The sequence below is a fragment of the Knoellia altitudinis genome (genome assembly GCF_042666355.1).
GTDB classification, from domain to species: domain Bacteria; phylum Actinomycetota; class Actinomycetes; order Actinomycetales; family Dermatophilaceae; genus Knoellia; species Knoellia altitudinis.
On record NZ_JBHTDK010000001.1, the window covers coordinates 1042942 to 1065724 of the forward strand.

General features: G+C 70.4%; 23 protein-coding genes and 1 tRNA gene. 11 read left to right on the top strand and 13 right to left on the bottom strand.

Going from position 1 to position 22783, the window contains the following annotated elements:
• Positions 1–552 (bottom strand): hypoxanthine phosphoribosyltransferase, encoded by a 552-nt coding sequence (gene hpt / locus ACFQW8_RS04935; protein ID WP_449274530.1) that lies wholly within the window; start codon positions 550–552, stop codon positions 1–3.
• 129 nt (positions 553–681) lie between these two features.
• Here hpt and ACFQW8_RS04940 point away from each other — a divergent pair, with 129 nt between their 5' ends.
• The 3 genes from ACFQW8_RS04940 (at position 682) to ACFQW8_RS04950 (ending at position 2182) form a co-directional block, all read left to right on the top strand.
• Complete coding sequence (locus ACFQW8_RS04940; RefSeq protein ID WP_380085847.1) at positions 682–1386, top strand: SDR family NAD(P)-dependent oxidoreductase; 705 nt, start codon at positions 682–684, stop codon at positions 1384–1386.
• Positions 1383–1796 carry a hypothetical protein gene (locus ACFQW8_RS04945; RefSeq protein WP_380085848.1) on the top strand — a complete coding sequence of 138 codons (414 nt, stop codon included), beginning with the start codon at positions 1383–1385 and terminating at the stop codon, positions 1794–1796. Before ACFQW8_RS04940 ends, ACFQW8_RS04945 begins: the two co-directional genes overlap by 4 nt.
• Before the next feature lie 95 nt (positions 1797–1891).
• Positions 1892–2182: a putative quinol monooxygenase gene (locus ACFQW8_RS04950; RefSeq protein WP_380085849.1), complete on the top strand. Its 291-nt coding sequence runs from the start codon at positions 1892–1894 to the stop codon at positions 2180–2182.
• A gap of 180 nt (positions 2183–2362) precedes the next feature.
• Here the strand turns inward: ACFQW8_RS04950 and ACFQW8_RS04955 are convergent, their stop codons facing one another.
• Genes ACFQW8_RS04955 through ACFQW8_RS04970 form a run of 4 tightly spaced genes read right to left on the bottom strand, consistent with a single transcriptional unit; the run spans position 2363 to position 6878 of the window.
• Positions 2363–3355, bottom strand: a complete 993-nt coding sequence (locus ACFQW8_RS04955; RefSeq protein ID WP_380085850.1) for an ArsR/SmtB family transcription factor — start codon at positions 3353–3355, stop codon at positions 2363–2365.
• Entirely contained in the window at positions 3348–4343 is a 996-nt protein-coding gene (gene tilS / locus ACFQW8_RS04960) for a tRNA lysidine(34) synthetase TilS (protein ID WP_380085851.1), read from the bottom strand. The genes ACFQW8_RS04955 and tilS overlap by 8 nt, the downstream gene beginning before the upstream one ends.
• A gap of 4 nt (positions 4344–4347) precedes the next feature.
• Positions 4348–5391: a zinc-dependent metalloprotease gene (locus ACFQW8_RS04965; RefSeq protein ID WP_380085852.1), complete on the bottom strand. Its 1044-nt coding sequence runs from the start codon at positions 5389–5391 to the stop codon at positions 4348–4350.
• 26 nt (positions 5392–5417) lie between these two features.
• Complete coding sequence (locus tag ACFQW8_RS04970) at positions 5418–6878, bottom strand: D-alanyl-D-alanine carboxypeptidase/D-alanyl-D-alanine-endopeptidase (protein WP_380085853.1); 1461 nt, start codon at positions 6876–6878, stop codon at positions 5418–5420.
• Between the two features lie 90 nt (positions 6879–6968).
• Here ACFQW8_RS04970 and ACFQW8_RS04975 point away from each other — a divergent pair, with 90 nt between their 5' ends.
• On the top strand, positions 6969–7610 hold the full coding sequence (locus ACFQW8_RS04975; RefSeq protein WP_380085854.1) for an inorganic diphosphatase: 642 nt from the start codon (positions 6969–6971) through the stop codon (positions 7608–7610).
• An 85-nt stretch (positions 7611–7695) separates the two neighbouring features.
• Here ACFQW8_RS04975 and ACFQW8_RS04980 read toward each other — a convergent pair whose 3' ends face one another.
• Positions 7696–8400: a GNAT family N-acetyltransferase gene (locus ACFQW8_RS04980; RefSeq protein ID WP_380085855.1), complete on the bottom strand. Its 705-nt coding sequence runs from the start codon at positions 8398–8400 to the stop codon at positions 7696–7698.
• Positions 8401–8546: 146 nt separating this feature from the next.
• Here ACFQW8_RS04980 and ACFQW8_RS04985 point away from each other — a divergent pair, with 146 nt between their 5' ends.
• Positions 8547–9563 (top strand): hypothetical protein, encoded by a 1017-nt coding sequence (locus ACFQW8_RS04985; RefSeq protein ID WP_380085856.1) that lies wholly within the window; start codon positions 8547–8549, stop codon positions 9561–9563.
• A gap of 3 nt (positions 9564–9566) precedes the next feature.
• Here the strand turns inward: ACFQW8_RS04985 and ACFQW8_RS04990 are convergent, their stop codons facing one another.
• Positions 9567–10175: an SRPBCC family protein gene (locus ACFQW8_RS04990; RefSeq protein ID WP_380085858.1), complete on the bottom strand. Its 609-nt coding sequence runs from the start codon at positions 10173–10175 to the stop codon at positions 9567–9569.
• A gap of 94 nt (positions 10176–10269) precedes the next feature.
• Here ACFQW8_RS04990 and ACFQW8_RS04995 point away from each other — a divergent pair, with 94 nt between their 5' ends.
• From ACFQW8_RS04995 to ACFQW8_RS05005, 3 genes are read left to right on the top strand one after another with little or no spacing between them, the layout of a single operon-like run.
• Entirely contained in the window at positions 10270–11451 is a 1182-nt protein-coding gene (locus ACFQW8_RS04995; RefSeq protein WP_380085859.1) for a glycoside hydrolase family 15, read from the top strand.
• Positions 11448–11831: a thioesterase family protein gene (locus tag ACFQW8_RS05000; RefSeq protein WP_380085860.1), complete on the top strand. Its 384-nt coding sequence runs from the start codon at positions 11448–11450 to the stop codon at positions 11829–11831. The genes ACFQW8_RS04995 and ACFQW8_RS05000 overlap by 4 nt, the downstream gene beginning before the upstream one ends.
• Positions 11828–12490: a lysophospholipid acyltransferase family protein gene (locus ACFQW8_RS05005; RefSeq protein ID WP_380085861.1), complete on the top strand. Its 663-nt coding sequence runs from the start codon at positions 11828–11830 to the stop codon at positions 12488–12490. The genes ACFQW8_RS05000 and ACFQW8_RS05005 overlap by 4 nt, the downstream gene beginning before the upstream one ends.
• Positions 12491–12657: 167 nt before the next feature.
• On the opposite strand, the gene ACFQW8_RS05010 is transcribed toward ACFQW8_RS05005, so the two are convergent.
• The 6 genes from ACFQW8_RS05010 to ACFQW8_RS05035 all read right to left on the bottom strand — a co-directional run bounded on the left by ACFQW8_RS05010 (position 12658) and on the right by ACFQW8_RS05035 (position 18007).
• Positions 12658–12734, bottom strand: a tRNA-Thr gene (locus ACFQW8_RS05010).
• Positions 12735–12938: 204 nt separating this feature from the next.
• Positions 12939–14489 (bottom strand): alpha/beta fold hydrolase, encoded by a 1551-nt coding sequence (locus ACFQW8_RS05015; protein WP_380085862.1) that lies wholly within the window; start codon positions 14487–14489, stop codon positions 12939–12941.
• Positions 14490–14571: 82 nt separating this feature from the next.
• Entirely contained in the window at positions 14572–15711 is a 1140-nt protein-coding gene (locus ACFQW8_RS05020) for a DNA polymerase III subunit delta' (protein WP_380085863.1), read from the bottom strand.
• Positions 15708–16337 carry a dTMP kinase gene (tmk, locus tag ACFQW8_RS05025; protein WP_380085864.1) on the bottom strand — a complete coding sequence of 210 codons (630 nt, stop codon included), beginning with the start codon at positions 16335–16337 and terminating at the stop codon, positions 15708–15710. Before tmk ends, ACFQW8_RS05020 begins: the two co-directional genes overlap by 4 nt.
• Positions 16338–16426: 89 nt before the next feature.
• Positions 16427–17218: a MerR family transcriptional regulator gene (locus ACFQW8_RS05030; RefSeq protein ID WP_380085865.1), complete on the bottom strand. Its 792-nt coding sequence runs from the start codon at positions 17216–17218 to the stop codon at positions 16427–16429.
• A gap of 90 nt (positions 17219–17308) precedes the next feature.
• Positions 17309–18007: a TetR/AcrR family transcriptional regulator gene (locus ACFQW8_RS05035; protein WP_380085866.1), complete on the bottom strand. Its 699-nt coding sequence runs from the start codon at positions 18005–18007 to the stop codon at positions 17309–17311.
• Positions 18008–18129: 122 nt separating this feature from the next.
• On the opposite strand from ACFQW8_RS05035, the gene ACFQW8_RS05040 reads away from it, so the two are divergent.
• The 3 genes from ACFQW8_RS05040 to ACFQW8_RS05050 all read left to right on the top strand — a co-directional run bounded on the left by ACFQW8_RS05040 (position 18130) and on the right by ACFQW8_RS05050 (position 22783).
• On the top strand, positions 18130–19164 hold the full coding sequence (locus tag ACFQW8_RS05040) for an NAD(P)-dependent alcohol dehydrogenase (protein ID WP_380085868.1): 1035 nt from the start codon (positions 18130–18132) through the stop codon (positions 19162–19164).
• 125 nt (positions 19165–19289) lie between these two features.
• On the top strand, positions 19290–22139 hold the full coding sequence (gene topA / locus ACFQW8_RS05045; protein ID WP_380085869.1) for a type I DNA topoisomerase: 2850 nt from the start codon (positions 19290–19292) through the stop codon (positions 22137–22139).
• 191 nt (positions 22140–22330) lie between these two features.
• A complete protein-coding gene (locus ACFQW8_RS05050) occupies positions 22331–22783 on the top strand; it encodes an SCP2 sterol-binding domain-containing protein (protein WP_380085870.1) in 453 nt (150 codons plus the stop codon).

Below are 22783 nucleotides of genomic sequence, written 5' to 3' on the forward strand. Positions count from 1 at the left end.
TCAGCTGTAGACGTGCGGGGCGAGCGTGCCGACCTGCCGGAGGCCGCGGTACTGCTCGTCGTAGTCGAGGCCGTAGCCGACGACGAACTCGTTGGGGATGTCGAACCCGACCCACTTGACGTCGACCTCGACCTTGGCCGCCTCGGGCTTGCGCAGCAGGGTGACGATCTCGACGGAGGCCGGTCGGCGGGACTCGAGGTTGGCCCTGATCCACGAGAGCGTCAGTCCCGAGTCGACGATGTCCTCGACGATGAGGACGTGCTTGCCGGAGATGTCGGCGTCCAGGTCCTTGAGGATCCGGACGACGCCGCTGCTCTTGGTGCCCGAGCCGTAGGAGGAGACCGCCATCCAGTCGACCGGAGCCGTCATCGGCAGGGCTCGCAGGAGGTCGGCCATCACCATCACCGCCCCCTTGAGGACTCCGACAAGGAGCAGATCCTTGCCGGCGTACTCCTGCGCGATCTCCTCGGCCAGCTCGGCGAGCTTGGCCTGGATCTCGTCCTCGGTGACGAGGACCCGCTCGAGGTCGGCCCCCATGTGGGCAGCGTCCACGATGCTCTCCCTGGTTGTGTCGTCGGTCCTGGGTCAATCCCGGTCGGTCGCGTCCTAGTCAACCGGACAGGCGGGCATCATGGACAGGCGGGGACCCCCTCCGTGCATCGACCCCTCTATCGTCGGGTCATGGCAGCACGAGATCTCTCCGGGGCCCGAGTGGCCGTTCTCGGTGGCAGTGGCGCCCTCGGATCGCTCATCGCCCGTGAGCTCTCCGTGCGCGGGTCCAAGGTTCTGCTCGTCGGTCGCGACGCGGACCGTCTCCGGGCGGCCGCGGACGGGGGCATGCCCACCGTGGTCATCACCGATGTCGGTGACGCGGCGGCCGGTGACAAGGTCCTGGAGGCGGCTCGCGAGCACCTCGGCGGCCTCGACGGCTTCGTCAACGCCGCAGGTGTCGTCGCCTTCGGGCCGCTCGTCGAGACCCCCGACGCGGTGCTCGAGGAGCTGTTCCTCACCAACGTCGTCGGTCCCCTCGTCCTGCTGCGGCGGCTCCTGCCCACGCTCATCGAGTCACAGGGCTTCGTGGCACAGGTCAGTGCGGTCGTGGCCGAGCGCCCGCTCCCCGGCATGGTCGCCTACTCGGCGAGCAAGGCCGCGACGAGCGCCGTCGCCACGGCGCTGCGCACCGAGCTGAGGCGGGCGAAGGTCGACGTCCACGACATCCGCCCACCGCACACGGAGACCGGCCTGGCGAGTCGTCCGCTGAGCGGGTCGGCGCCGGCGCTTCCGCCGGGACACCGGCCCGATGACGTGGCCCGCAGGATCGTCGATGCGCTGGCCGACCGCGAGCACGACCTCCCTGCAGCCGCTTTCGGCGAACCGCCTCGATGAGCGGAGGGTCCGCACCCTGGCTCGTCCTGGCCGCGGGCGCGCACCTGGGCTTCCAGCTGACGGTGACCCTCGTCGTCTACCCGGCCCTTGCCGACGTCTCGCCCGACCAGTGGTCGCGGGCTCATGACGCGCACTCCCGGCGGATCACACCCGCTGTCGTGCTGGTGTACGCCGGACTACTCGTCGCCGTGCTCGCGTCGCTGTGGTCCGAGCCCGCCGTCCCCGCAAACCTCGCTGCCGCCGCGGGAGCGGGAGTGTGCATGGCGCTCACGGCGGCGGCCGCGGCGCCATTGCACAGTCGGCTCGGCCACGGTCACGACGCCCTGCTGGTACGCCGGCTCCTGCTCGTCGACAGGCTCAGGCTGCTCGGTGCCCTGGGCTGCGTCGTCGCCGCTGTCCTCGCCGCCTGACAGCGTCAGGAGGACGAGTGGGCCGTCCGGACACCCGGCCACCCGTACTGTGCAAACACACCCGGACTCGGGACCCATCCACGAGAGGCGATCCCATGAGCGAGCTGAACGTCGTCGCCACCATCCCCGTCAAGGCCGAGCACGTCGAGGCCCTGCGCGGCGCGCTCACCCAGCTCGCCGAGGCCACCCGTGAGGAGTCCGGGTGCCCTGCCTACGACCTCTTCGAGTCGGCCGCGTCGCCCGGGGTGTTCGTCACCGTCGAGCGCTGGACCGACCAGGCAGCCCTCGACGCGCACATGCAGGCCCCTCACGTCGCTGCGGCGTTTGCCGCCGCCGAAGGCGCCCTGTCCGGCGACGTGGCGATCCACCCCCTGGTCCCGGGCTGAGGCCCCCGTCGCGAACGGGAGCCCCTCGACCCGCACGAACGGCAACCCTGCTGCACCCTGACGCAAACGGTGAAGTCAGAGGCTTCATCGTTTGGCCATCCCGCATCGGCCGTCGATGCTGTTCACGCCATGGCGCCCGTGCGCCGTGGCGCCCGACGTCGACCTGAGGGCAGGGGGGGCTCAGGTCGACGTCCTGGGGGCCGGATGCGTCGCCGTTGGGGCCAGGTCCCCGAGGACGGCCTCCGCCGCCGAGGTCCGCAGGTACAGCACCGACCGGCCGTCGCGGATCGTGGTCACGAGCCCCACGTCCCGCAGCCACCGCAGCTGCTGGTTGGCCGCAGACACGCTGATCCGTCTCCGGGCGGCGACCGTGGTGCTCGACATCGGTTCACGCAGGTTCATCAGCAGCGTCGCCCGGGTGGTGCCGAGCAGCTGCACCGCTCGCTGTGGCGCCGGCGCCGGAAGGTCGAGACGACCTCGGCCCAGCGCGGGATACAGGATGTAGGGCGGCGCATCGGCGTTGAACGGGTAGGACGCATGCGGCGTGAAGTGCGTCGGCACGAAGACGAGCCCCCGACCGCGGGCATCCGCGTCGAAGTGCGGACCGCTGGGGTTCCAGGCGTGGATCTCCCCGTCTCCGAACCGCAGTGCCGGGCTCAGGTCGTCGAGCATCGGTCGCAGACCGACCCGGGCGCTGGTCACGGCCCGCATCGTGATGTCGCCCGAGAGGTTGGCGTGCATCGGCGACCACCACGGCCTGACGCAGCTCTGCCAGTACTCCTCGAGCGCACGCACGATCCGCTCGAGCACGCGCGCGGCCGGACCGACGAGAGCTGAGGGCCGTCCCGACGGATAGAGGTCGTCGAGGTCCCGGTCGACGACTCTCGCGGGCAACCGTGACACCGTCGACAGCTCGTCGTCGAAGTTCGTCGACGGCGTCACGGGCCGCGGGTTGAGGAACTCCGGGGTCGAGTAGTCCGGTGCGACGAGCGCGAGCAGCACCTCGAGGTCGAGGCCCGCGAGTCGGGGCTCGATGGGCCGACGCCATGGGGCCATGTGCGGGTAGACGTCGGGGCGCCACACCGCCCGCAGCGACAGTGTCGTCTCGCTGAGGACCGAGATCCCGAACGTGGCCGTGGTCAGGTCGGCCTCGGTGATGCGATAGCTAACCATGAGCGTCACCCCGAGCCGGCGAGTCCGCCTGTGCCACGACGTATCCGTCACGCCGGAGAACGCGGACCGACCCAGGGGCATGGACCGGCCCCTGTCCGCGCCAGTGGGTGATCAACGCATCACACGACTCGGTATGCCGGGTGCTCACCTGCCCGGCCGGCGCACCGGCCGCGACGAGAAGCCTTCGCCACACGCGGGTCCGCACGCCCCGGGCCAGCGCCTCGAGATCGACGACGTCCCACGGACCGGTCCCCAGCGCCGACACCGCGTCGTCGGCCAGGGCGTCGAGGACGTCGGCGTCGTCTCGCAGCTGATCGGCCGAACGCCCCAGTGCCGCAACGATTCCCGGCCCCAGGTCAACCTCGAGGTCGGCGACGGCCCGGCGCGCTCGCACCCGCGTGAAGGACGGGTCCTCGTTCATCGGGTCGTCCCACCACTGAACCCCCTCGGCGAAGCAGGACTCGCGACACTCGGCCCGGGTCACACCCAGCAGCGGCCGCCGATAGCGACCTCGAGTGGCCGCCATCCCAGCCAGAGAACGCGCGCCTGACCCACGGACGAGGCCGAGGAGAACCTGCTCGGCCTGGTCGTCGAGGGTGTGACCGAGCAGGACCACAGCGGCACCGAGGTGGTCCGCCGATCTGGACAAGGCGGCATACCTGGCCTCTCTGGCAGCGGCCTCGAGCCCGGAACCGCTGTCGGACGTCACAGCTCGCTCCACGACGACGGGGTCGAGTCCGAGGTCTCGGCAACGCTGTGCCGCCTGCTGCGCAACGTGAGCCGAGTCGGGCTGCAGCCCGTGGTCGACGACGACAGCACCCGCGCTCCACGACCCGTGCCGGGCCTCGTGTGTCACGGCCTCCGCGAGCGCCATCGAGTCCCCTCCCCCGCTGCACGCCACCAGTACCAGCGACTCGGGTGAGAGGTCTGCGAGAGCCGCCCGGACGGCATACCGGATCTTCGCCGTCGACGGGTGCGGACCGGACACGCGCTCAGCCGTGGACGCGCGTGACCCAGGCGGCCGGATCGGTGATCTCGAGCGGCTTGGGCAGGGTCTCGGGAGAGGTCCAGACGGCGTTGAAGCCGTCGACACCGACGCGCTCGTGGACGCCGCGCACGAACGCCGCGCCGTCTTTGTACTGCCGCATCTTGGCCTCGAGCCCCAACAGCCGTCGGAGCATCTTGTCGACGGCGCCGGCCCCCTTGCGACGCTCGGTGAACTTGGCCCGGATCTGCGCGACCGTGGGGATGTGGGCAGGCCCCACGTCGTCCATGACGACGTCCGCGTGGCCCTCGAGGAGCGACATGACGGCGGTGAGCTCGGCGAGCTTGGCGCGCTGCTCGGGGGTCGTCACGAGGTCGGTGATGCCACCGGATCCGTTGCTGAAGAGTTCGGGGAGCTTCTCGGTGATGCGCCTCGTCAGCTCCTGGATGCGCTCCTGGTCGGGCGCCATGTCGGTGGCGAGCTTCCGCGCCTGCTCGATCATGTGCTCGCGCAGCCACGGCACGGCCGTGAACTGCACGCGGTGCGTCTCCTCGTGCATGCACACCCAGGCGCGGAAGTCCTCGGCGTCGACGTCGAGCTCTCGCTGGACCTGGACGAGGTTCGGGGCGACGAGCAGCAGCGCCGGGGTGCCGCCAGGTGCCAGGTCGTACTGACCCAGGACCTTGCTCGACATGAACGCGAGCAGCGCCCCCGCCTCGGCGCCGGTGACCTTGCCGCCGATGGCGGCGCCGACTCCGGAGGGAGCGTTGCGCTGCTTGACGATCTGCTCGAACGCCGGGTTGAGCATCGCGCCCATCGAGTCGGCGTTCATCGCGATCCACGTCGGCCGGTCGATCACCAGGGCCTCGGGGGCACCGTCGGGCGTCGAGAGTCGGGAGGTCTCGGCCACGGGTCCGTGGGCCCGTCGGGCGGCAGCCCTGATGGCCTCCACCTCGGCGGCGGCCTCGTCCGACGACACGCTCGGTCCCGCTGCGACGAGGGTCCGCCCGGTGGTCTTGGCGAACTCCCAGTCGACATAGCTGTTGCTCACGTGCTCTCCTCAGTGACGACCCGACCTCAGCGACAGCCGCAGAGGGTCAGTGCGGTGACGAACCGATCCAACGCCGCGCGTGCTCCGAGCGTTCCCGATGAGGGTGGCACACGGTCGGCGAGGATCGTGAACGTGAGCAGGCGTCCGTCGGCGGTCACGGTCGTCCCGGCCAGGCTCGAGATGCCGGTCAGGGTGCCGGTCTTGGCTCTCGGTATGCCGGCCACGGACTTCGTCGTCGAGCTCTGGTAGCGCTTGGAGAGGGTTCCGGTCAGCCCGGCCACCGGCAGCTTGGCGACGGCGGCCTGCAGGTCCGGCTCGCGCCCCGACGTCGCGAGGGCGAGCACCTCGCTGATCGTCGAGGCGCTCACGAACTGCCCGTAGGCGAGACCGCTGGTGTCGAGGGTGGCCATGCCCGCCGTGGTCACACCCGCGGCCGCGAGGGTCGAACGCACGAAGTTCGGCGGGGCCAGGAGCGCGGCCGGCGACTGACCGACACTGACCATCGCCTGGCGCACGAGGTTCTCGGTGAGGGCGTCGTCACTGACGGTCAGGGCCAGGTCGAGGACCTCGCGGTAGGTCGCGGACTCGACCGACCCCAGCTCCTGAGCCGCGGCCGGAGCCGGTGTGCCGTGGCCGCGGATCGGTGTCACCGTCGTGCTCACGCCACGCTTGTTCAGGAGGGCGCCCAGCGACGCCGCGACCGAGTCCTCGGCGACCGCGACCGACGGGGTGCCGATGCGTGGCCGTTGCGAGGCGCGGCCCAGCATCGCGACCCCCTGGGTGAAGCCGTCGCGGACATCGATGGCCTTCCACTTCGCAGGGAGGCGGGGTCCGGCGGCATACGTCGCATCGACGCGCAGCGTCACGGGCCCGGCCCCACGGCTCCTCAAGGAGGCCGCCACCTCGTCGGCGAGAGTCGCCAGGCCCGCATGTCCGGGGACCACGTCAGGGTTCGACGGCCCGTCGCCGATCATCGTGTCGCCGCCGGCCACGAGCACGATCTCGCCCGGCGTGCCGCCGGTGACCACCCGGGTGGACATGCGGGCGTCGAGGTCGAGGGACCTCACGGCAGCGAAGGCGCTCAGGATCTTCGTCGTCGAGGCCGGCGCTCGCGGGGTCGCGGGATCCACGGCATACAGCTCGGTGCCCGTGAGACCGTCACGGACACTGATCCCCACGCTGGGACCCAGCCACGGGTCCTTCGCGAGCGCCCCGAGGGCCTTGGTGAGTCCCGCCGTCGTCGGGGGTGTGCCGGCGGCCGAGGGAGTGGGGGTAGAGGTGCCGTCAGGGCTTGGACCGGAGCCTGCTGCGGCCGGCAGTGGGACCCAGCTCGGCGACGCTGACGCCGAGCCCGTGGGGGTCGGCGGGTCGATCGAAGCGCCGTCGTGGGTCAGGACGCCGGGCGCCAGGTCGACGACGTCTGCCGCGGCGTATCCGACCCCGCCGACGAGGAGACAGGTGACCCCCGCCACAACCGCCCGTCGCATCCGACCCCTTCTCCTGCAGTGCCCGAATCATGCGGGACAATGATCTCCGAGCGTAGGTCATCCGTACCCATCCGAAAGAAGGCCACCACCGTGGAGTTCGACGTCACCATCGAGATCCCCAAGGGACACCGCAACAAGTACGAGGTGGATCACGAGACCGGGCGCATCCGTCTCGACCGGATGCTCTTCACGTCGATGGCCTACCCGTCGGACTACGGCTACATCGAGGACACCCTCGGCGAGGACAGCGACCCGCTGGACGCGTTGGTCCTCCTCGACGAGCCCACGTTCCCCGGTTGTCTCGTCAGCGTCCGTCCGATCGGCATGTTCCACATGCGCGACGAGGCCGGTGGTGACGACAAGATCCTGTGCATCCCGGCGGGCGATCCGCGCAAGGCGCACATCAAGGAGCTGGAGGACATCAGCGAGTTCGACCGCCTCGAGATCCAGCACTTCTTCGAGACCTACAAGGACCTCGAGCCGGGCAAGTCGGTCGAGGGCGCGCACTGGGCCGGCCGCGAGGACGCCGAGCGCACCATCTCCGAGGCGATCGATCGCGCCAGGGACGCTGGCATGTCCACGGCGCGGTGGCGGATGCCGGAGGGTCACGACGATGAGGCCCACGCAGCGTCCGCTGCGCGCACCGAGGAGGAGCACGCTGCGGCGAGAGCCAAGGCCAAGGATGAGCTCGCCACCAAGGAGAGGCCCCTCAGCGACTCCCCCGACCACTGAGGCCCGGCCACACCTTTCCCGCCTGAAGTGGGTTTCTCTCACCTCGCTTGATCGCCTCGGTCAGGCGAGGTGAGACGTTTCCGACCTACCTCGTGGACGACAGCGACGTGCGCTGCCGGCCCTCGTCGTCGAAGTTGTCCGGGTCGAGCCATGCCTCGTGGGCGGCCCGGACCTGCGGCCACTCGCCGTCGGTGACCGAGAACCAGTCGGTGTCGCGGTTGCGGCCCTGCGTGACCATGTGGTTGCGGAACCGCCCCTCATAGGTGAAGCCCAGGCGCGCCGCGGCACGTCGTGACGGCTCGTTGAGGCTGTCGCACTTCCACTCGAAGCGGCGATAGCCGAGGTCGTCGAAGGCATGGCGCATGAGCAGGTGGACCGCCTCGGTCGCCGCCCGCGTCCGCTGCAGGGTCCGGCCATAGAGCACCCCGGCCACCTCCACCTGTCCGGTCTGCGGGTCGATCCGGTAGAACGACGCGATCCCGCTGGGTCGGCCGGCGCGCTCTCCCTCGAGCGGAACGAGCGTGTAGGTGAGGTTCGGCGAGTCCAGGATTCCGGCCAGGTGCATCCACAGGCCCGCGAGGGACGTCGGCTTCGCGATCGGACGGTAGGTCCACAGCGCGTCGTCCTCCGGACCGCACACCGCCTCGAACAGGTCCGCATAGTGCACCGAGTCCAGCGGCACGATCCGCACGTGGCGACCCTCGAGGGTGACCGGTGCGGGCGCGGGCCGAGCCTCCCAGCCGGGCACGACATCCCCCACGGACTGACCGAACGCGTTGAGCTCTGGCACGGAGCGAGCCTAGATCAGCTGCTGTGCACGCCTCCTTTCCGGCACCCCACACGTCTGCGGTCCAAGGGTTCATCCGCACGGCCCGGTGCGTTCACCGGACTTCGCTTGAGTGGGGTACCTGACCTCCATCTCTGAGGAGAACCACCGTGAAGCCCTTTGCGTATGCCGTCCTGCCCGCCACCGTTGTCGCGCTCGCTGCCGGCGTCGTCGCCCCGACGGGCATGGCCTCTGCCGACCCGGCACCGGCGAAGAAGAACCATTTCGCCGTCATCGGCGACGTGCCCTACGGCCCGGAGCAGATCGGGCGCTTCCCGGGTTGGATCCAGGAGATCAACGCCGCCGACCCCGAGTTCACCGTCCACGTCGGTGACATCAAGAACGGCTCGACCGCCTGCAGCGACGCCTACATCACCGGCATCCGCACCGTCTTCGACACCGTCGAGAGCCCGTTGATCTTCACGCCGGGCGACAACGAGTGGACCGACTGCCACCGCGCCAACAACGGCGGCTACAACCCGCTGGAGCGGCTCGAGTTCGTGCGCGACACGTTCTATCCCACCCCGGGACGGACTCTCGGCGAGACGACCCGCAAGGTCTCTGCCGACACCGCGGCTGGCTATCCGGAGAACGTCCAGTGGCGCGAGGACCGGGTGTCCATGGCGGCAGTGCACGTCGTCGGGAGCAACGACGGAACGGCCCCGTGGACGGGTGCGACGGCGCCGAACGCCGCGCAGCTCGCCGAGCAGGCGGCTCGGATGGAGAGTGCGCTGTCGACGGTGCGCGAGGCCTTCGCGGATGCGCGACGCCGTCAGGACCGTGCGGTCGCGATCTTCCTCCAGGCAGACATGTTCGACCCGACCTGGTCACCGACCTACGCCGACGTCTCGGCCTTCAAGCCCCTCGTGCAGCTGCTCATCGACGAGTCGAACGCCTACGCCGGCGAGACCTACCTCTTCAACGGCGACAGCCACGTCTACAACGAGGACCAGCCACTGGCGGCCGGCTCGAAGTGGCTGTCGCTCTATGGCGTCCGTGGCACGAGCTCGCTCGACCGGGTGACCGTGGACGGCTCAGGCAACAACACGAACTGGCTCGACGTCACCGTCGGCCGTGACGAGGACGAGCCCGTCCTGACGTGGCGCAAGGTGGCCTACGTCAGCTGAGGCTCACGACTGGCTGGGGAGCCGACCGAGGTCGTCGCGCAGGGCGGCCAGCGTCCTGGCGATGTTGCGCTCCTGGAAGCTCGCGAACGTCCGGCCGCCGGTGAGCCTGCTGTCGACCGCGTTGGCGAGCCCGTCGGGCCACCGGCGCCGGGCGTCACGCCACGTCTCGGTGACCTTGGTGCCGTCGCCCACCGCCTCGAAGGTGTACTCCCAGCGAGCGATGGCGACCCTGAGCAGTGGTGACCTCGGACCCCAGCCGACGACGTCGAACGCGAACCTCTCGCCCGGGTCGGCAGCCACCACCCTGCAGCGCGTCTGCCACCGGGTGCCACCGCGCTTGTTGGCGCCGACGAAGACGTCTCCCACCGTGAGGCTGCCGGCGGTCCCGCGCTCGACCCTGGCTCCCGTGTTCTCCGGGCTCCAGCGAGCCATCTGCGTCGGGTCACTCACCTGTGCGTACGCCTCGGCCGGCGTGACCCCGGGGATGACCACCGCGTCGCTGACCTGCATCTCACGTCCCATCACCCGAGCGTAGGTGAGCAGTCTGCGCACCGGACGGGGCGGCATACCCGAGCGTTGTCGGTATGCCGCCCCGCTGCGTTCGCGAGACATCCTGTTGCGTTCGGCGTAGGTTCACCGCAGCCGAGGAGGTGGATCGATGCGGGGTGGCCTGCGCTGCGCGGTGCTGGCGCTGTGTTGTGCCCTCGTGACCTCGTGCGGGACCCGGGCGAGCAGTGAGCAGAGCGGGGCTGAACCACAGCTCGCGACCGGTCCGGCGTTCCGGACCGCTGATCGCGACCCCGATGGCGCCGCGGCCGCGACGGCATCCCACGAGTGGTTCGAGCAGGGCGAGGTGCCTGGTGCGGGAACCCGGTGGGAGTCGATGGCCCAGTGGGCCCTCATCGACATCCGGCAGATGATGGCGAGTGGCCAGCGTGCGGGCGGAGCGCCGGCTGCGGGCGCCGCCGGCTACTGGGGATACTTCTGGCCACGCGACGGAGCCTTCCTTGCCGTCGCACTGGACCGCACGGGCCATCACGTGGAGGCGCGTCACCTCGTGGACGTGATGGCCGGGCTGCCGTTCGACGCCGATGCGGGCTTTGACGCGCGCTACCTGCTCAACGGAGAGCGGGTGACCACCGACCCTCGCGGCCCGCAGTCGGACGGGTGCGGTTGGGTGCTGTGGGCGCTGGGCTCGGTGTCAGCCTCCTCGCTGCCGACGTCGACGGCCGGGCTCCGGTCCAAGTGCCTGTCCAACATCATGCGACTCACGTGGAGCGGATGGCAGCTGCCGCCCCCGTCACCTGACTACTGGGAGCTGCCCGTGACGGAGACGTCCCTCGGCACGGTCGCGCCCATGCTCGCGGGCCTGCACGGCGTTGCCCGGTCCGGGACCACACCTGAGCGGGCCCTTGCTGGGGACATGGCCAAACGCCTTGCGGCACAGGTGCATTCGGAGATGGGACCCGAGCTGGAGAGGTTCGGGGACCATGGCGGGCTCGATGCTGCGGTGGCGATGCTCATGCCTCCGTTCGGCCCGTCCGACCCACGGGTGACGCAGCGGTGGCTGGGCTACCAGAAGGCCGCCCTGCGCTCCTCCGGCGGACTCGCACCAGGTGCGGGATGGCGCAACGACGGGACGTCGTGGACGCCGGAGACGGCGCTCGTCGCCTACACCGCCGCCGCAGCTGGACATGAGGAGGCCGCAGAGCACTGGTTGGACTGGCTCGACGACCACCGGACTGCTTGGGGGTCGCTGCCCGAGAAGGTGAACAGGTCCGGCAACCCGGCCGGGCCGGCGCCGCTCCTCTGGACGGCCGCACTCGTGCTGCTGACCCTGGACGAGCTCGAGGACGAGATGCGAGGCCCTGCGAGACTGGGGCGATGACCGCACCTGCCCCAGCCACCCCGGTGGAGCTGACCTTCACCGTGACCGAGGCCGACACCGCTGTCGCGCTCGGGTCCGGCAGCCTGCTCGTCCTCGGGACCCCGCGACTGCTCGCGTGGTGCGAGGCCGCGACCTGTGCGTCCCTGGAGCCGCTGACCCGAGAGCGGCAGACCAGCGTCGGCACCCGGGTCGATCTGCAGCACAGCGCCGCCTCCGCGGTCGGTGCGACGGTCATCGTCACTGCCGACCCGGCATACGCCGATGGTCGACTGCACCGGTTCAGGGTGAGCGCCCGGCACTCCGATGGGAAGGTCGTCGCCACCGGCGAGATCACCCGGGTCATCGTGGACACCGACCGCTTCCTCGCCCGCCTGTCATGACCACGCCCCGAGAGCACGTGAGGAACGCCGCTGGCTTCGCGCTCGTGTGGGTCGCGGCCAAGGCGGCGCACCGCGTGCGGTTCCGGACGATGGGCTCGGTCCCCCGCACCGGACCGGTCATCCTCGTCGCCAACCACCTCACGATGACCGACCCGCTCGCCGTCGCGCGCGTGGCGATCGGACACCGGCGCTTCCCCCACTTCCTCGCGATGCAGGAGGTCTTCGGGTGGCCGGGAGTCGGTGCGCTGGCGCGGGCGACCGGCCAGATCCCGGTGGCGCGGGGTTCGGCTTCGGCGGCCGACGCGCTGGAGAGCGCTTCCGAACGGCTCGACCAGGGGCAGCTCGTCGCGCTCTATCCCGAGGGCCGCCTCACGACCGAGCCCGACCAGATGCCCGGTCCGGCGCGCACCGGTGCCGCCCGGCTGGCTCTGCGGCATCCCGAGGCACCGGTCATCCCCGTCGGGACGTGGGGTCCCAAGCAGGGCAACGGACACATCTGGCACCGGCACACCGCGTGCCTCTCGGTCGGCGCTCCAGTCGACCTGTCGCCGTGGGCCGGGCGAAGCGATGAAGCCGCCGCTCGCGAGGTCACCGACGCGATCATGGCGGCCATCCGAGCCGAGATCGCCCAGGCCAAGCAGATGTGGCACGCCCGTTGACCCCTGGTGGGTTTGGCCGGGCCTCGGTGAGAGCGACCCGTCCAGCTCTTGACGAGACGACCAGAAGCAGGTGGTCGCACCGCCACGAGGTGCTCGTCTCGAGCGCCCGACCAGCTGCCGGAAACAGCAACGCCCCCCGTTTCACCGGAGGGCGTTGACTGTGTTCCTGGAGCCGCTTATCGGAATCGAACCGATGACCTATTCATTACGAGTGAATCGCTCTGGCCGACTGAGCTAAAGCGGCGTGGTGCCCGAACCGAAGCTCCAGCACGCCGGACCACTATACGAACAACCCCGCCCCATCGCGAAACCGGCCTGAGACCTGAGCCGTACCGGCCGCCGACATGCAGTACGCCTGACGGGACCGGGCCGGGACCGGGCGTTCAGCACGGTGGGGCGCGGGCGGCATACCCACTGCCTGTCCGTGGGAACCCCGGCGCTCAGCGCGTCAGCACTTCAGGCCGTCCTGCGGCACCGTCCCCTTGAGGTAGAACTCGTCGATCGGCTCGTCGACGCAGTCGTTGGACCGCATGTATGCCGTGTGCCCGTCACCGTCGTACGTGATGAGTGAGCTCTTGGCCAGCTGGTCGTGGAGCCGCTCCGACCACTCGTAGGGCGTCGCCGGGTCACGCGTCGTGCCCACGACGACGATCGGGTCGGCCCCCTCGGCAGTGACCTTCTTGGGCGGCTCGGACGAGCGCTCCGTCGTGACCGGCCACGAGCCGCAGGTCAGCGAGGACCAGGCGAGGAACGGCCCCCAGGTCGGCGCCTCGACCGCCGCAGCCCGGGCCGACGCCGCGTGCTCGGCGATGTCGTCCGACTCCGGCTTGTCGAGGCAGTTCACCGCGTAGATGACCTCCATGATGTTGCCGGCGTAGCCGCCTCCGGGCTGGCGGTCGGCGTAGGAGTTGGCGAGCCCCATGAGATCGGCCCCGTCACCCTCGGTCGCCGCGCGCATCGCCTCGACGAGCGTGTCCCACATGCCCTCGTCATACATGGCGGCGGCGATGCCGGTGGAGGCCCAGCCCTCGGTAAGCTGCGTGACGGCGGGGTCGCCCGTCTTCGTCAGCGGCTCGTCGTCGACCTGTGCGAGGAAGTCCCGGATCCCCTGCATCACCGCGTCCACCGACTCCCCCATCGGGCACTCACCCTTGTCGATGCAGAACCGGGCCCAGGCCCGGGTGGCGGTCTCGAAGCCCTTGGCCTGACCGAGGTTGACCTCGGCCGACGTCAGGTCCGGCGCGACGACCCCGTCGAGGACGAAGCGACCCACGAGCTGGGGGAACAGGTCGGCGTACGTCGCTCCGAGGTAGGTCCCGTAGGACTTGCCCAGATAGTGCAGCTTGGCCTCGCCGAGGTTCGCCCGCAGGACGTCCATGTCCTTGGCGGCGTCGACGGTGGACACGTGGCCGAGCAGCGGGCCAGCGTTGGCTCCGCACTTCTCCGCGAAGCTCTTGGCGTTGGCCGCGAACTTCTCGTCCTCACCGGCGTCGTCCGGCGTGGGGTCGAATCCGAGGAACGCATCGAGCTCGCTGTCGCTCACACAGTCGATCGGCGCCGAGCGCCCCACTCCACGGGGGTCGAAGCCCACCACGTCGAAGCGTTGGCGCACGCCGGCACCGACGATGAAGTCCGCCGCCCTGGCGTAGTCGACGCCGGACCCTCCCGGCCCCCCCGGGTTGACGACGAGCGCGCCGATCCGCTGCGACTGCCTGCGCGCGGGCACCCGCAGCACGGACACCTCGATCGTGGCGCCCTCCGGCTCGGCGTAGTCCCGCGGCACCGTGAGCTTGGCGCACTGCCCGCCCGAGCAGTCCGACCACTGCAGGTCCTGCGCATAGAGCGCGTCGAGGCCCTCCATGCCGGCGGGCGGCTTCTGCGGCTCGACCGGCGACGGCCTTGCCGACTCCCGGTCCATCAGGTCCCCCACGGTGGAGCACCCGGACAGCACGAGGGCGAGGCAGGTCAGGGCAGCGATGGGGGCGACACGACGCAGCATGAGCTGACCCTACGGGCCGATCCTGAGGTATGCCGTCCGCCCCCGAGCGTGCGCGGCGAGCCCTCGTCGGACGCACCAGGTGTCAGCGGGGCAGGCGGAGCTCGAGCGCCATGGCCTCGAGCGCGAGGAGGGGTTGGACGTTGGCGGCGATGCGCTCACGCGCCGTGCCGATCGCGTCCATGGCGACGAGCACCCGAACCGGAGGAAGCACCTGGGCGACCTGCTGCACGGTCTGGCGGGCGTCCTCGTTGACGAGTGCCGTCTGCGCGCCGGTGTGCAGGACCAGCGCGTCGCGATAGACCGACAGCAGGTCGACGAGGGCGCGGTCGACCATGTCGCGCGAGAACCGGGTGGCCCGGGCCTTCTGGTCCTTCTCGAGCGACGAGAGCTGCGACCGGATGTGGGGAGGCTGGGTCCGGGCCGAGGGGTCACCGCCGAGGACCTCCAGGAGCTTGGCCCGCTCAGCCGCGTCCCGCTCGGCCGACGACGCCTGGGACTCCTCGGTGGCGATGGTCGAGAGGTCGGACGCGGCGTCGATGGCGTCACCCACCGTGCGGATCTTGGACGCGAGGGTGATGACGTCGTGCCGGCGGATGCGGGCGTTCTCGTCGCGGGCCAACCGACGCGCCAGGCCGACGTGGCACTGGGCTGCTCGGGCGGCATACATGGCCATCGGCGGGTCGACCCCGTCACGGCGCACCAACAGGTCGGCGACGGCCTCGACCGACGGGGTGCGCAGCCGCACGTGCCGCGAGCGCGAGCGGATGGTGATGATGACGTCCTCGACGGACGGGGCGCAGAGCATCCACACGGTCCGGGGCGTCGGCTCCTCGAGAGCCTTGAGGAGCGCGTCGGCAGCGCGCTCGGTGAGCCGGTCGGCGTCCTCGACGATGACCACGCGGAAGCGGCCGACCGAGGGGCGATGGGCCGCGAGCGCCACGAGGTCGCGGGCCTGCTCGACCTTGATCGAGAGGCCCTCGGTGGCGATGAGGTCGACGTCGGCGTGCGTGCCGTCGGCGGCGGTGCGGCACTCCCGGCACTCGCCGCATCCCCCCGTGGGGCACTGCAGCGCGGCCGCGAAGGCCCGGGCTGCGACCGAGCGACCCGACCCCGGCGGCCCGGTGAACAGCCAGGCGTGGGTCATGGCGGCCGGGTCGGCCACCGCCCGCGACAGGGTGGCGATGGCCGGGTCCTGGCCGATGACGTCCCGCCAGACGGTCACACCGTCCCACTCCCCAGCAGACCGGACGACGCGAGGCGACCCACCACGGCGGCATGGATCGACTCCGGCGACGACGTGCCGTCGACGACGAGGTAGCGCTCCGGGGACCCCTGGGCCATGGCCAGGTAGTGGTGCCGGATCGCGTCGTGGAAGGCGTCGGCCTCGGCCTCGAGCCGGTCGTGGACCTCACCTCGCCGGCGGCGCCCCTCCTGGGCGGTGACGTCGACGATGACGGTGAGGTCGGGCACGAGCGAGCCGACGGCCCACATCTGCAGGTCGTGGACCTCGACGGCGCCGAGGTCGCGCCCGGCGCCCTGGTAGGCCACGGCCGAATCGGTGTAACGGTCGGTGATGACGACTGCGCCCCGGTCCATGGAGGGGCGGATGAGCTGGTCGACGTGGTGCGCCTTGTCGGCGGCGAAGAGCAGGGCCTCGGCCCGCGGGGACACGTGGTCACCGTGGAGGACGAGGTCGCGGATCTGGGCACCGAGCGGGGTGCCTCCGGGCTGACGGGTCACGACGACCTCGCGGCCTGCGGACTCCAGGGCATCCGCGAGCAGGCGCACCTGGGTCGACTTGCCCGCGCCGTCGCCGCCCTCGAAGGCGATGAAGAGTCCGTCCGTCACGCGCCCGAGCCTAGGCGAGGCGCCGGACAACCCGTCTCGTGTGCCTCAGCGCGCGCTCCAGCGTGGCCTCATACACACGAGGCGAGGCGTCACGGGGCGTGGCGGTCGGCGTTCGCGTGGATCGCGTCCCGCACATAGACCGCGAGGCCCGGTGCGATGTCCTCGTACGTCTTCGTGAACCGCGGGTCGGCCACGTACATGTCGGCGAGGTTGCGGTGGAAGTCGTGGTCGAGGTCGTAGAACCAGGTGTGGATCTGCAGGCGGGCGGCCTCCGCGGCATCCATCGCCTCGGGCGAGTCCGCCGGCAGCCCGGCTTCCATGGCGGCGACGTACGCGTCGTTGACGGCGCCCATCTCGGTCTTGATCCGCTCCCAGTCGGCCACGGTGTAGCCCTTGGTGCGTCGGTTCGACTGCTTCCATGCGTCGGTCTCGCCCCAGCGTTCCTGCGCCTCGGCCTGGTACTCGTCCTTGAACCCGTCCCCGAAGATCTCCTTGAGGTCCTCGTGGGTCGCCGGCGTCTCGTTCATCTCTCTCTCCAGTGCTCGATCGATCGCGTCGACGAGCCCGTGCAGCTCCTCGACCTTGCTCATGACCGCATTGCGCTGACGCCGCAGGTGCTCCAGGCTCGAGCCCTCACCACGCAGCAGCGAGGCCACCTCGTGCAGCGGCAGGTCCAGCCGTCGGTAGGTGACGATCGTCGCCAGCCGCTCGAGGTCGGCGGCGGTGTAGAGGCGGTAGCCGGCGAGCGAACGCTCCGACGGGCACAGCAGCCCGACCTCGTCGTAGTGGTGCAGCGTTCGCACCGTCACGCCGAAGGTCTGCGCCACCTGGCCCACCGTGAGCAGCTCGTCCACGGCCACAGTCTCTCGAACATCGGTCATGGGGACACCGTCCCGCCTCACGTCGCGTCAGGGTCAAGCCACTTCTCGAGACGACCGGCAGGTATGCCGCCCGCTCGCCCTGTGCGTCCGTCAGCCCTTGCGGGGACGGCGCTTCTCGAGCCCGTCAAGGACGACGTCGAGCCCGAACTCGAACTCGGTCTGGTCGTCGCAGAACCCGAGGGTCTGCTCTGGGCCGTCGGTGTGCGGGGCGTTCGCCATCATCGCCACGAGGTTGGGCACGACCTCGGCCATCTGGGCCAGGACCTCTTGGGAGGTGTCCTCGCCACCGTCGCCGGGGTCGAAGAGCTCCTGGCTGAAGCCGATGACGCGACTGCCGAGGGCGTGCAGCGAGTGGTGGGTGAGGTCGTGGCCGAAGCCCCCAGCCATGAGGATCGCGACGACGCCGTCGTAGTAGCGGACGACTTCGAGGCTCATCGTCGTCCGGCTCTGCAGGACGGTCGGCATCCAGGGGTGTCTGAGCATCACCTCGCGGGCGGCAAGGGACCGGGCACGGAGGGCGGCGGCCCAGTCCTTCGCGGGGTCGGGCAGGTCGAGCGCCGCGATCACGGCGTTGAGCTCGGCGCCGACGTGCTCGACCATCGCGTCGAGCAGGGCCTCCTTGCCCGCCACGTGGTTGTAGAGGGACATCGCCTCGACGCCGAGGTCGGCGCCGAGTCGACGCATCGAGACGGCGTCGAGCCCGGAGATGTCGGCAAGCTTCACGGCGCGGCGAAGGACCCGGTCGCGGCTCAGAGGCCGGCGAGCGGGTCGCCGCGCGGTGTTGGTCACGAAGGTCCTCCTCGTCGGTCCGCATCGTATCCATCCGGGCCATTGACGAACTTACTCCGTAAGCCATACCTTACGGCGTAAGTAGCCAGCGGGCCCCGCCGGCTCCCACCAGGAGGCACCTCATGTCCGAGTCCACCCAGTCCCCCACCACCGAACGGTCGCCGCTCGTCCCCTCGACCATGCGCAGCGCGTTCCACGAGCGCTACGGGCCTCCCGAAAAGGTCGTGTCGGTGCGCACCGTCCCGACTCCCACCCCCGGCGTCGGCGAGGTCCTCGTCCGGGTCCGGGCCGCCTCGGTCAACGCGCTCGACTGGCACTACGTCACTGGCCTGCCGATGTTCGCCCGCCCCTCCCTCGGCCTGCGCCGACCCAAGCGGCAGGTCCCGGGCGCCGACGCCTCCGGTGAGGTCGTCGCCATCGGCGAAAGAGTCACCCGGCACCGCATCGGCGACCAGGTCTTCGGTGAGCTCGACGGAGGTGGGTTCGCCGAGTACGCCATGGCCCCCGAGGACTGGTGGCAGCCGCTGCCCGAAGGCGTCTCCCACGAGCAGGCCACCACGTTGGGGGTCGCCGCTGAGACCGCCCTTCAAGGTCTTCGGGACTGGGGCAACCTGCGCGAGGGACAACGGGTCCTCATTGCCGGCGCCTCCGGCGGAGTGGGCAGCTTCGCCGTCCGCCTGGCCAAGCTTCTCGGCGCCACCCACGTCACCGCGGTGTGCAGCACCCGAAACGTCGAGCACGCCCAGGCAGGTGGCGCCGACCGCGTCGTCGACTACACCCGACAGGACGTCCGCGATCTCGGCGACCGCTTCGACGTCTTCTTCGACAACGCCGGGACGATGCCCCTGCGCGACTGCCGCACGCTCCTCGTCAAGGGCGGCACCTACGTCTCCATCACGGCCCCGAAGTCCACGTGGGTCAAGCCGATGCCCCGCATGCTGGCTGTCCCGGTCTTCTTCGCCCTCACCGGCGAGAAGGCACCCGCGTTCAAGGTCGCGTCACGCAGCGTGACCGACCAGGGCTGGCTCGTCGAGCAGGTCGCCACCGGCCGGCTCGAGCCCCTCATCGAGCAGCGCTGGTCGCTCGAGGACGCACCGGAGGTCCTGCGCCGGCAGGGCGAGTTCCACGCCCGGGGCAAGTCGCTGGTCATCCCCTGACGCCCGCTCACCCTGCGGGGAGCCTGCCCGCCGGGAGGACGCGAACCTGTACCGTCACTGTCGTTCCCTCGTCGGAGCAGCGACGAATCCGCTGCACGAGGTGATCAGAACAGGATCGATGCGCCATGAGTCCGACCGCCAAGCCAGGGACGGGCCGCAAGCTCGTCATCGTCGAGTCGCCCGCCAAGGCCAAGACCATCGCCGGCTATCTCGGCCCCGACTGGGACGTCGAGGCGTCCGTCGGCCACATCCGCGACATCCCGACGCCCTCGGAGATGCCCACCGACATCAAGAAGGGCCCCTTCGGCCGCTTCGGTGTCGACGTCGACAACGACTTCGAGCCCTACTACATCGTCGACGCCGACAAGAAGAAGAAGGTGGGCGAGCTCAAGCGGCTGCTCAAGGGCGCCGACGAGCTCTACCTCGCCACGGATGAGGACCGCGAGGGCGAGGCCATCGCGTGGCACCTCCTCGAGACCCTGCAGCCCAAGGTCCCGGTCAAGCGCATGGTCTTCCACGAGATCACCAAGGAGGCCATCCAGCGCGCCGCGGCCAACACCCGCGACCTCGACACGGCGCTGGTCGACGCGCAGGAGACCCGCCGCATCCTCGACCGTCTCTACGGCTACGAGATCTCGCCGGTCCTGTGGCGCAAGGTCAAGGCGGGCCTGTCCGCCGGCCGCGTGCAGTCCGTCGCGACCCGCATGGTCGTCGAGCGCGAGCGCGAGCGCATGGCCTTCCGCTCCGCCAACTACTGGGACGTCGAGGGCGAGTTCACCCCCGACGCCACCTCCTCCGCCTTCACGGCCCGCCTGTCCTCCGTCGACGGCAAGCGCGTCGCCACGGGCCGTGACTTCGGTGACGACGGCCGGCTCAAGGGCGAGGTCGCCCACCTCGACGAGACCGCCGCGACCGGCATCGCCCATGCCGTCATGGCTGCCGACGTCAGCGTCGTGAGCGTCAGCGAGAAGCCCTACACCCGCCGTCCCAGCGCACCGTTCACCACGAGCACCCTGCAGCAGGAGGCCTCCCGCAAGCTGCGCCTCAGCAGCAAGAACGCGATGCGGGTCGCGCAGCGGCTCTACGAGAACGGCTACATCACCTACATGCGCACCGACAGCACCGCGCTGTCGCAGTCGGCCCTCACCGCCGCCCGCCAGCAGGCGCGCGACCTCTACGGCGGCGACTACGTCCCCGACTCCCCGCGCAACTACGCCAAGAAGGTCAAGAACGCGCAGGAGGCCCACGAGGCCATCCGCCCCGCCGGTGACCGCTTCCGCACTCCGGCCCAGGTCGCCGGCGAGCTCCGCGGCGACGAGTTCGCGCTCTACGAGCTCATCTGGAAGCGCACCATCGCCTCGCAGATGGCCGATGCCAAGGGTTCGACGGCAACCGTGAAGCTCGGCGCCACCCTCGACCGCGAGGCACCCGCAGAGCGGGTCGAGTTCACCGCGAGCGGGACGGTCATCACGTTCCGGGGCTTCATGGCGGCATACGAGGAAGGTCGGGACGAGCAGCGCAACGCCAACGCCGACGAGGAGCGTCGCCTCCCCCGCCTCGGCGAGGGCACCGCGCTCAAGGTCATCCGCGCCGAGGCCGACGGTCACGACACGTCGCCGCCGGCCCGCTACACCGAGGCCACGCTCGTCAAGGCCATGGAGGAGAAGGGCATCGGCCGCCCGTCGACCTACGCCTCCACCATCGGCACCATCCAGGACCGCGGCTACGTCTCGAACCGTGGCAACGCGCTCGTGCCGTCGTGGCTCGCCTTCGCGGTGACGCGCCTCATGGAGGAGCACTTCACCCGGCTCGTCGACTACGACTTCACCGCGTCGATGGAGGAGGACCTCGACCAGATCGCGAACGGCGACGCCCAGCGGGTGACGTGGCTCAAGCGCTTCTACTTCGGGGACGAGGCGGGCTCCAGCGAGGGCCTGCGGGACCTCGTCGCCGACCTCGGCGACATCGACGCCCGCGCCATCTCGACCATTGACATCGGTGACGGCATCGTCGTGCGCGTCGGTCGCTACGGCCCCTACGTCGAGGAGGTCGCACCCGCCGGTGTCGACCCCGTCACCGGCGAGGTCACTGAGGCGTATGCCGGCGACGCACCTTCCGCTGACGGCGGCGGCGAGAGTGGCGAGGGTTCCGACAAGCCCGCGACCCCGCGTCGCGCGACGATCAACGACGACATCGCCCCCGACGAGATGACGCCGCAGAAGGCGCGCGAGCTGCTCGACACGGCCGCCGACGATGGCCGCGTCCTGGGCCAGGATCCCGAGAACGGTCGCGACATCGTGGCCAAGGCAGGGAGATACGGGCCGTATGTCACGGAGGTGCTGGACGAGGAGACCGCCGCCCTCAAGGGCAAGGCCAAGGTCAAGCCCCGCACTGCCTCGCTCTTCGCCGACATGGACCTGGCCACGCTCGACCTCGCCACGGCGCTCAAGCTGCTCTCGCTCCCGCGCGTCGTCGGCGTCACCACCGACAAGGTCACCGGCGAGGACGGCAAGGAGGTCGAGAAGCAGGTCGAGATCACGGCTCAGAACGGTCGCTACGGCCCCTACCTCAAGAAGGGCACCGACTCGCGCTCCCTCGAGACCGAGCAGCAGCTCTTCGACATCACGCTCGAGCAGGCCGAGGCGATCTACGCCCAGCCCAAGCAGCGTGGCCGGGCCGCCGCGAAGCCGCCGCTCAAGGAGTTCGGCCCGGACCCCGTGTCGGGCAAGCCGGTCGTCGTCAAGGACGGTCGCTTCGGCGAGTACGTCACCGACGGCGAGACCAACACGACGCTCCGCCGCGACGACGACCTCGAGACGATGACTGCCCAGCGCGCCTTCGAGATGCTCGCCGAGAAGCGCGCCAAGGGTCCGACGACCCGCAAGCGCGCCGCCAAGAAGACGACGAAGAAGGCCACCACCAAGAAGGCCGCAGCCAAGAAGACCACGGCGAAGAAGGCCACCAAGAAGGCTTGACCCCCGGGCGCCACCGTGTCCTGTCACACACCTGCCAGGTGCCCCGGTCGGCAGGACACGGCCTCGCCCTCCCGCCTGCCCGTGGTGTGACCGGCGGCACGGATGACCGCGCCCTGTCGCCCTTGTCGCCCTGGCTACCCGCAAGTAGGGTCGAGCCTGATCACCTGCCCTCAACGAGGAGGAACCTCGCGATGACCCACTTCGACCCCACGACCTTCGCCACGATGGACCCGGCGGAGTTCGCAGCGACCGTGAGGACGCTCTCCGACAAGGAGATCAACGAGGTCATGGGTGGCGAGCACCGTCAGAGGATCCTCGACGCGATCTTCGACCGGTTCCCCACGCTCTTCAACCCCGAGAAGGCCAAGGGCGCCGACGCCCGCGTCAACTGGCGCATCACGGGTGGGCCGGGTGGGAGCGACGACACCTACGCAGTCGTCATCAAGGACGGCACCTGTGCCGTCGAGAAGTCGCCGACGCAGGAGCCCACGACCTCGATCATGCTCGGCCCGGCCGAGTTCGCGAAGCTCATCACCGGCTCGGGCAACCCGACCATGATGGTGATGACGGGCAAGATCAAGGCCCGAGGAGACCTCAGCGCCGCCATGGCCTTCCAGAACTGGTTCGACACCCCCAAGGGCTGA

Coding starts and splice junctions, on each gene's coding strand:
- ACFQW8_RS04940 (WP_380085847.1), top strand. CDS start 682: ATGGCAGCACGAGATCTCTCCGGGGCCCGAGTGGCCGTTCTCGGTGGC.
- ACFQW8_RS04945 (WP_380085848.1), top strand. CDS start 1,383: ATGAGCGGAGGGTCCGCACCCTGGCTCGTCCTGGCCGCGGGCGCGCAC.
- ACFQW8_RS04950 (WP_380085849.1), top strand. CDS start 1,892: ATGAGCGAGCTGAACGTCGTCGCCACCATCCCCGTCAAGGCCGAGCAC.
- ACFQW8_RS04955 (WP_380085850.1), bottom strand. CDS start 3,355: ATGGTTAGCTATCGCATCACCGAGGCCGACCTGACCACGGCCACGTTC.
- ACFQW8_RS04970 (WP_380085853.1), bottom strand. CDS start 6,878: ATGCGACGGGCGGTTGTGGCGGGGGTCACCTGTCTCCTCGTCGGCGGG.
- ACFQW8_RS04990 (WP_380085858.1), bottom strand. CDS start 10,175: ATGTCTCGCGAACGCAGCGGGGCGGCATACCGACAACGCTCGGGTATG.
- ACFQW8_RS05000 (WP_380085860.1), top strand. CDS start 11,448: ATGACCGCACCTGCCCCAGCCACCCCGGTGGAGCTGACCTTCACCGTG.
- ACFQW8_RS05005 (WP_380085861.1), top strand. CDS start 11,828: ATGACCACGCCCCGAGAGCACGTGAGGAACGCCGCTGGCTTCGCGCTC.
- ACFQW8_RS05015 (WP_380085862.1), bottom strand. CDS start 14,489: ATGCTGCGTCGTGTCGCCCCCATCGCTGCCCTGACCTGCCTCGCCCTC.
- ACFQW8_RS05030 (WP_380085865.1), bottom strand. CDS start 17,218: ATGACCGATGTTCGAGAGACTGTGGCCGTGGACGAGCTGCTCACGGTG.
- ACFQW8_RS05040 (WP_380085868.1), top strand. CDS start 18,130: ATGTCCGAGTCCACCCAGTCCCCCACCACCGAACGGTCGCCGCTCGTC.
- topA (WP_380085869.1), top strand. CDS start 19,290: ATGAGTCCGACCGCCAAGCCAGGGACGGGCCGCAAGCTCGTCATCGTC.
- ACFQW8_RS05050 (WP_380085870.1), top strand. CDS start 22,331: ATGACCCACTTCGACCCCACGACCTTCGCCACGATGGACCCGGCGGAG.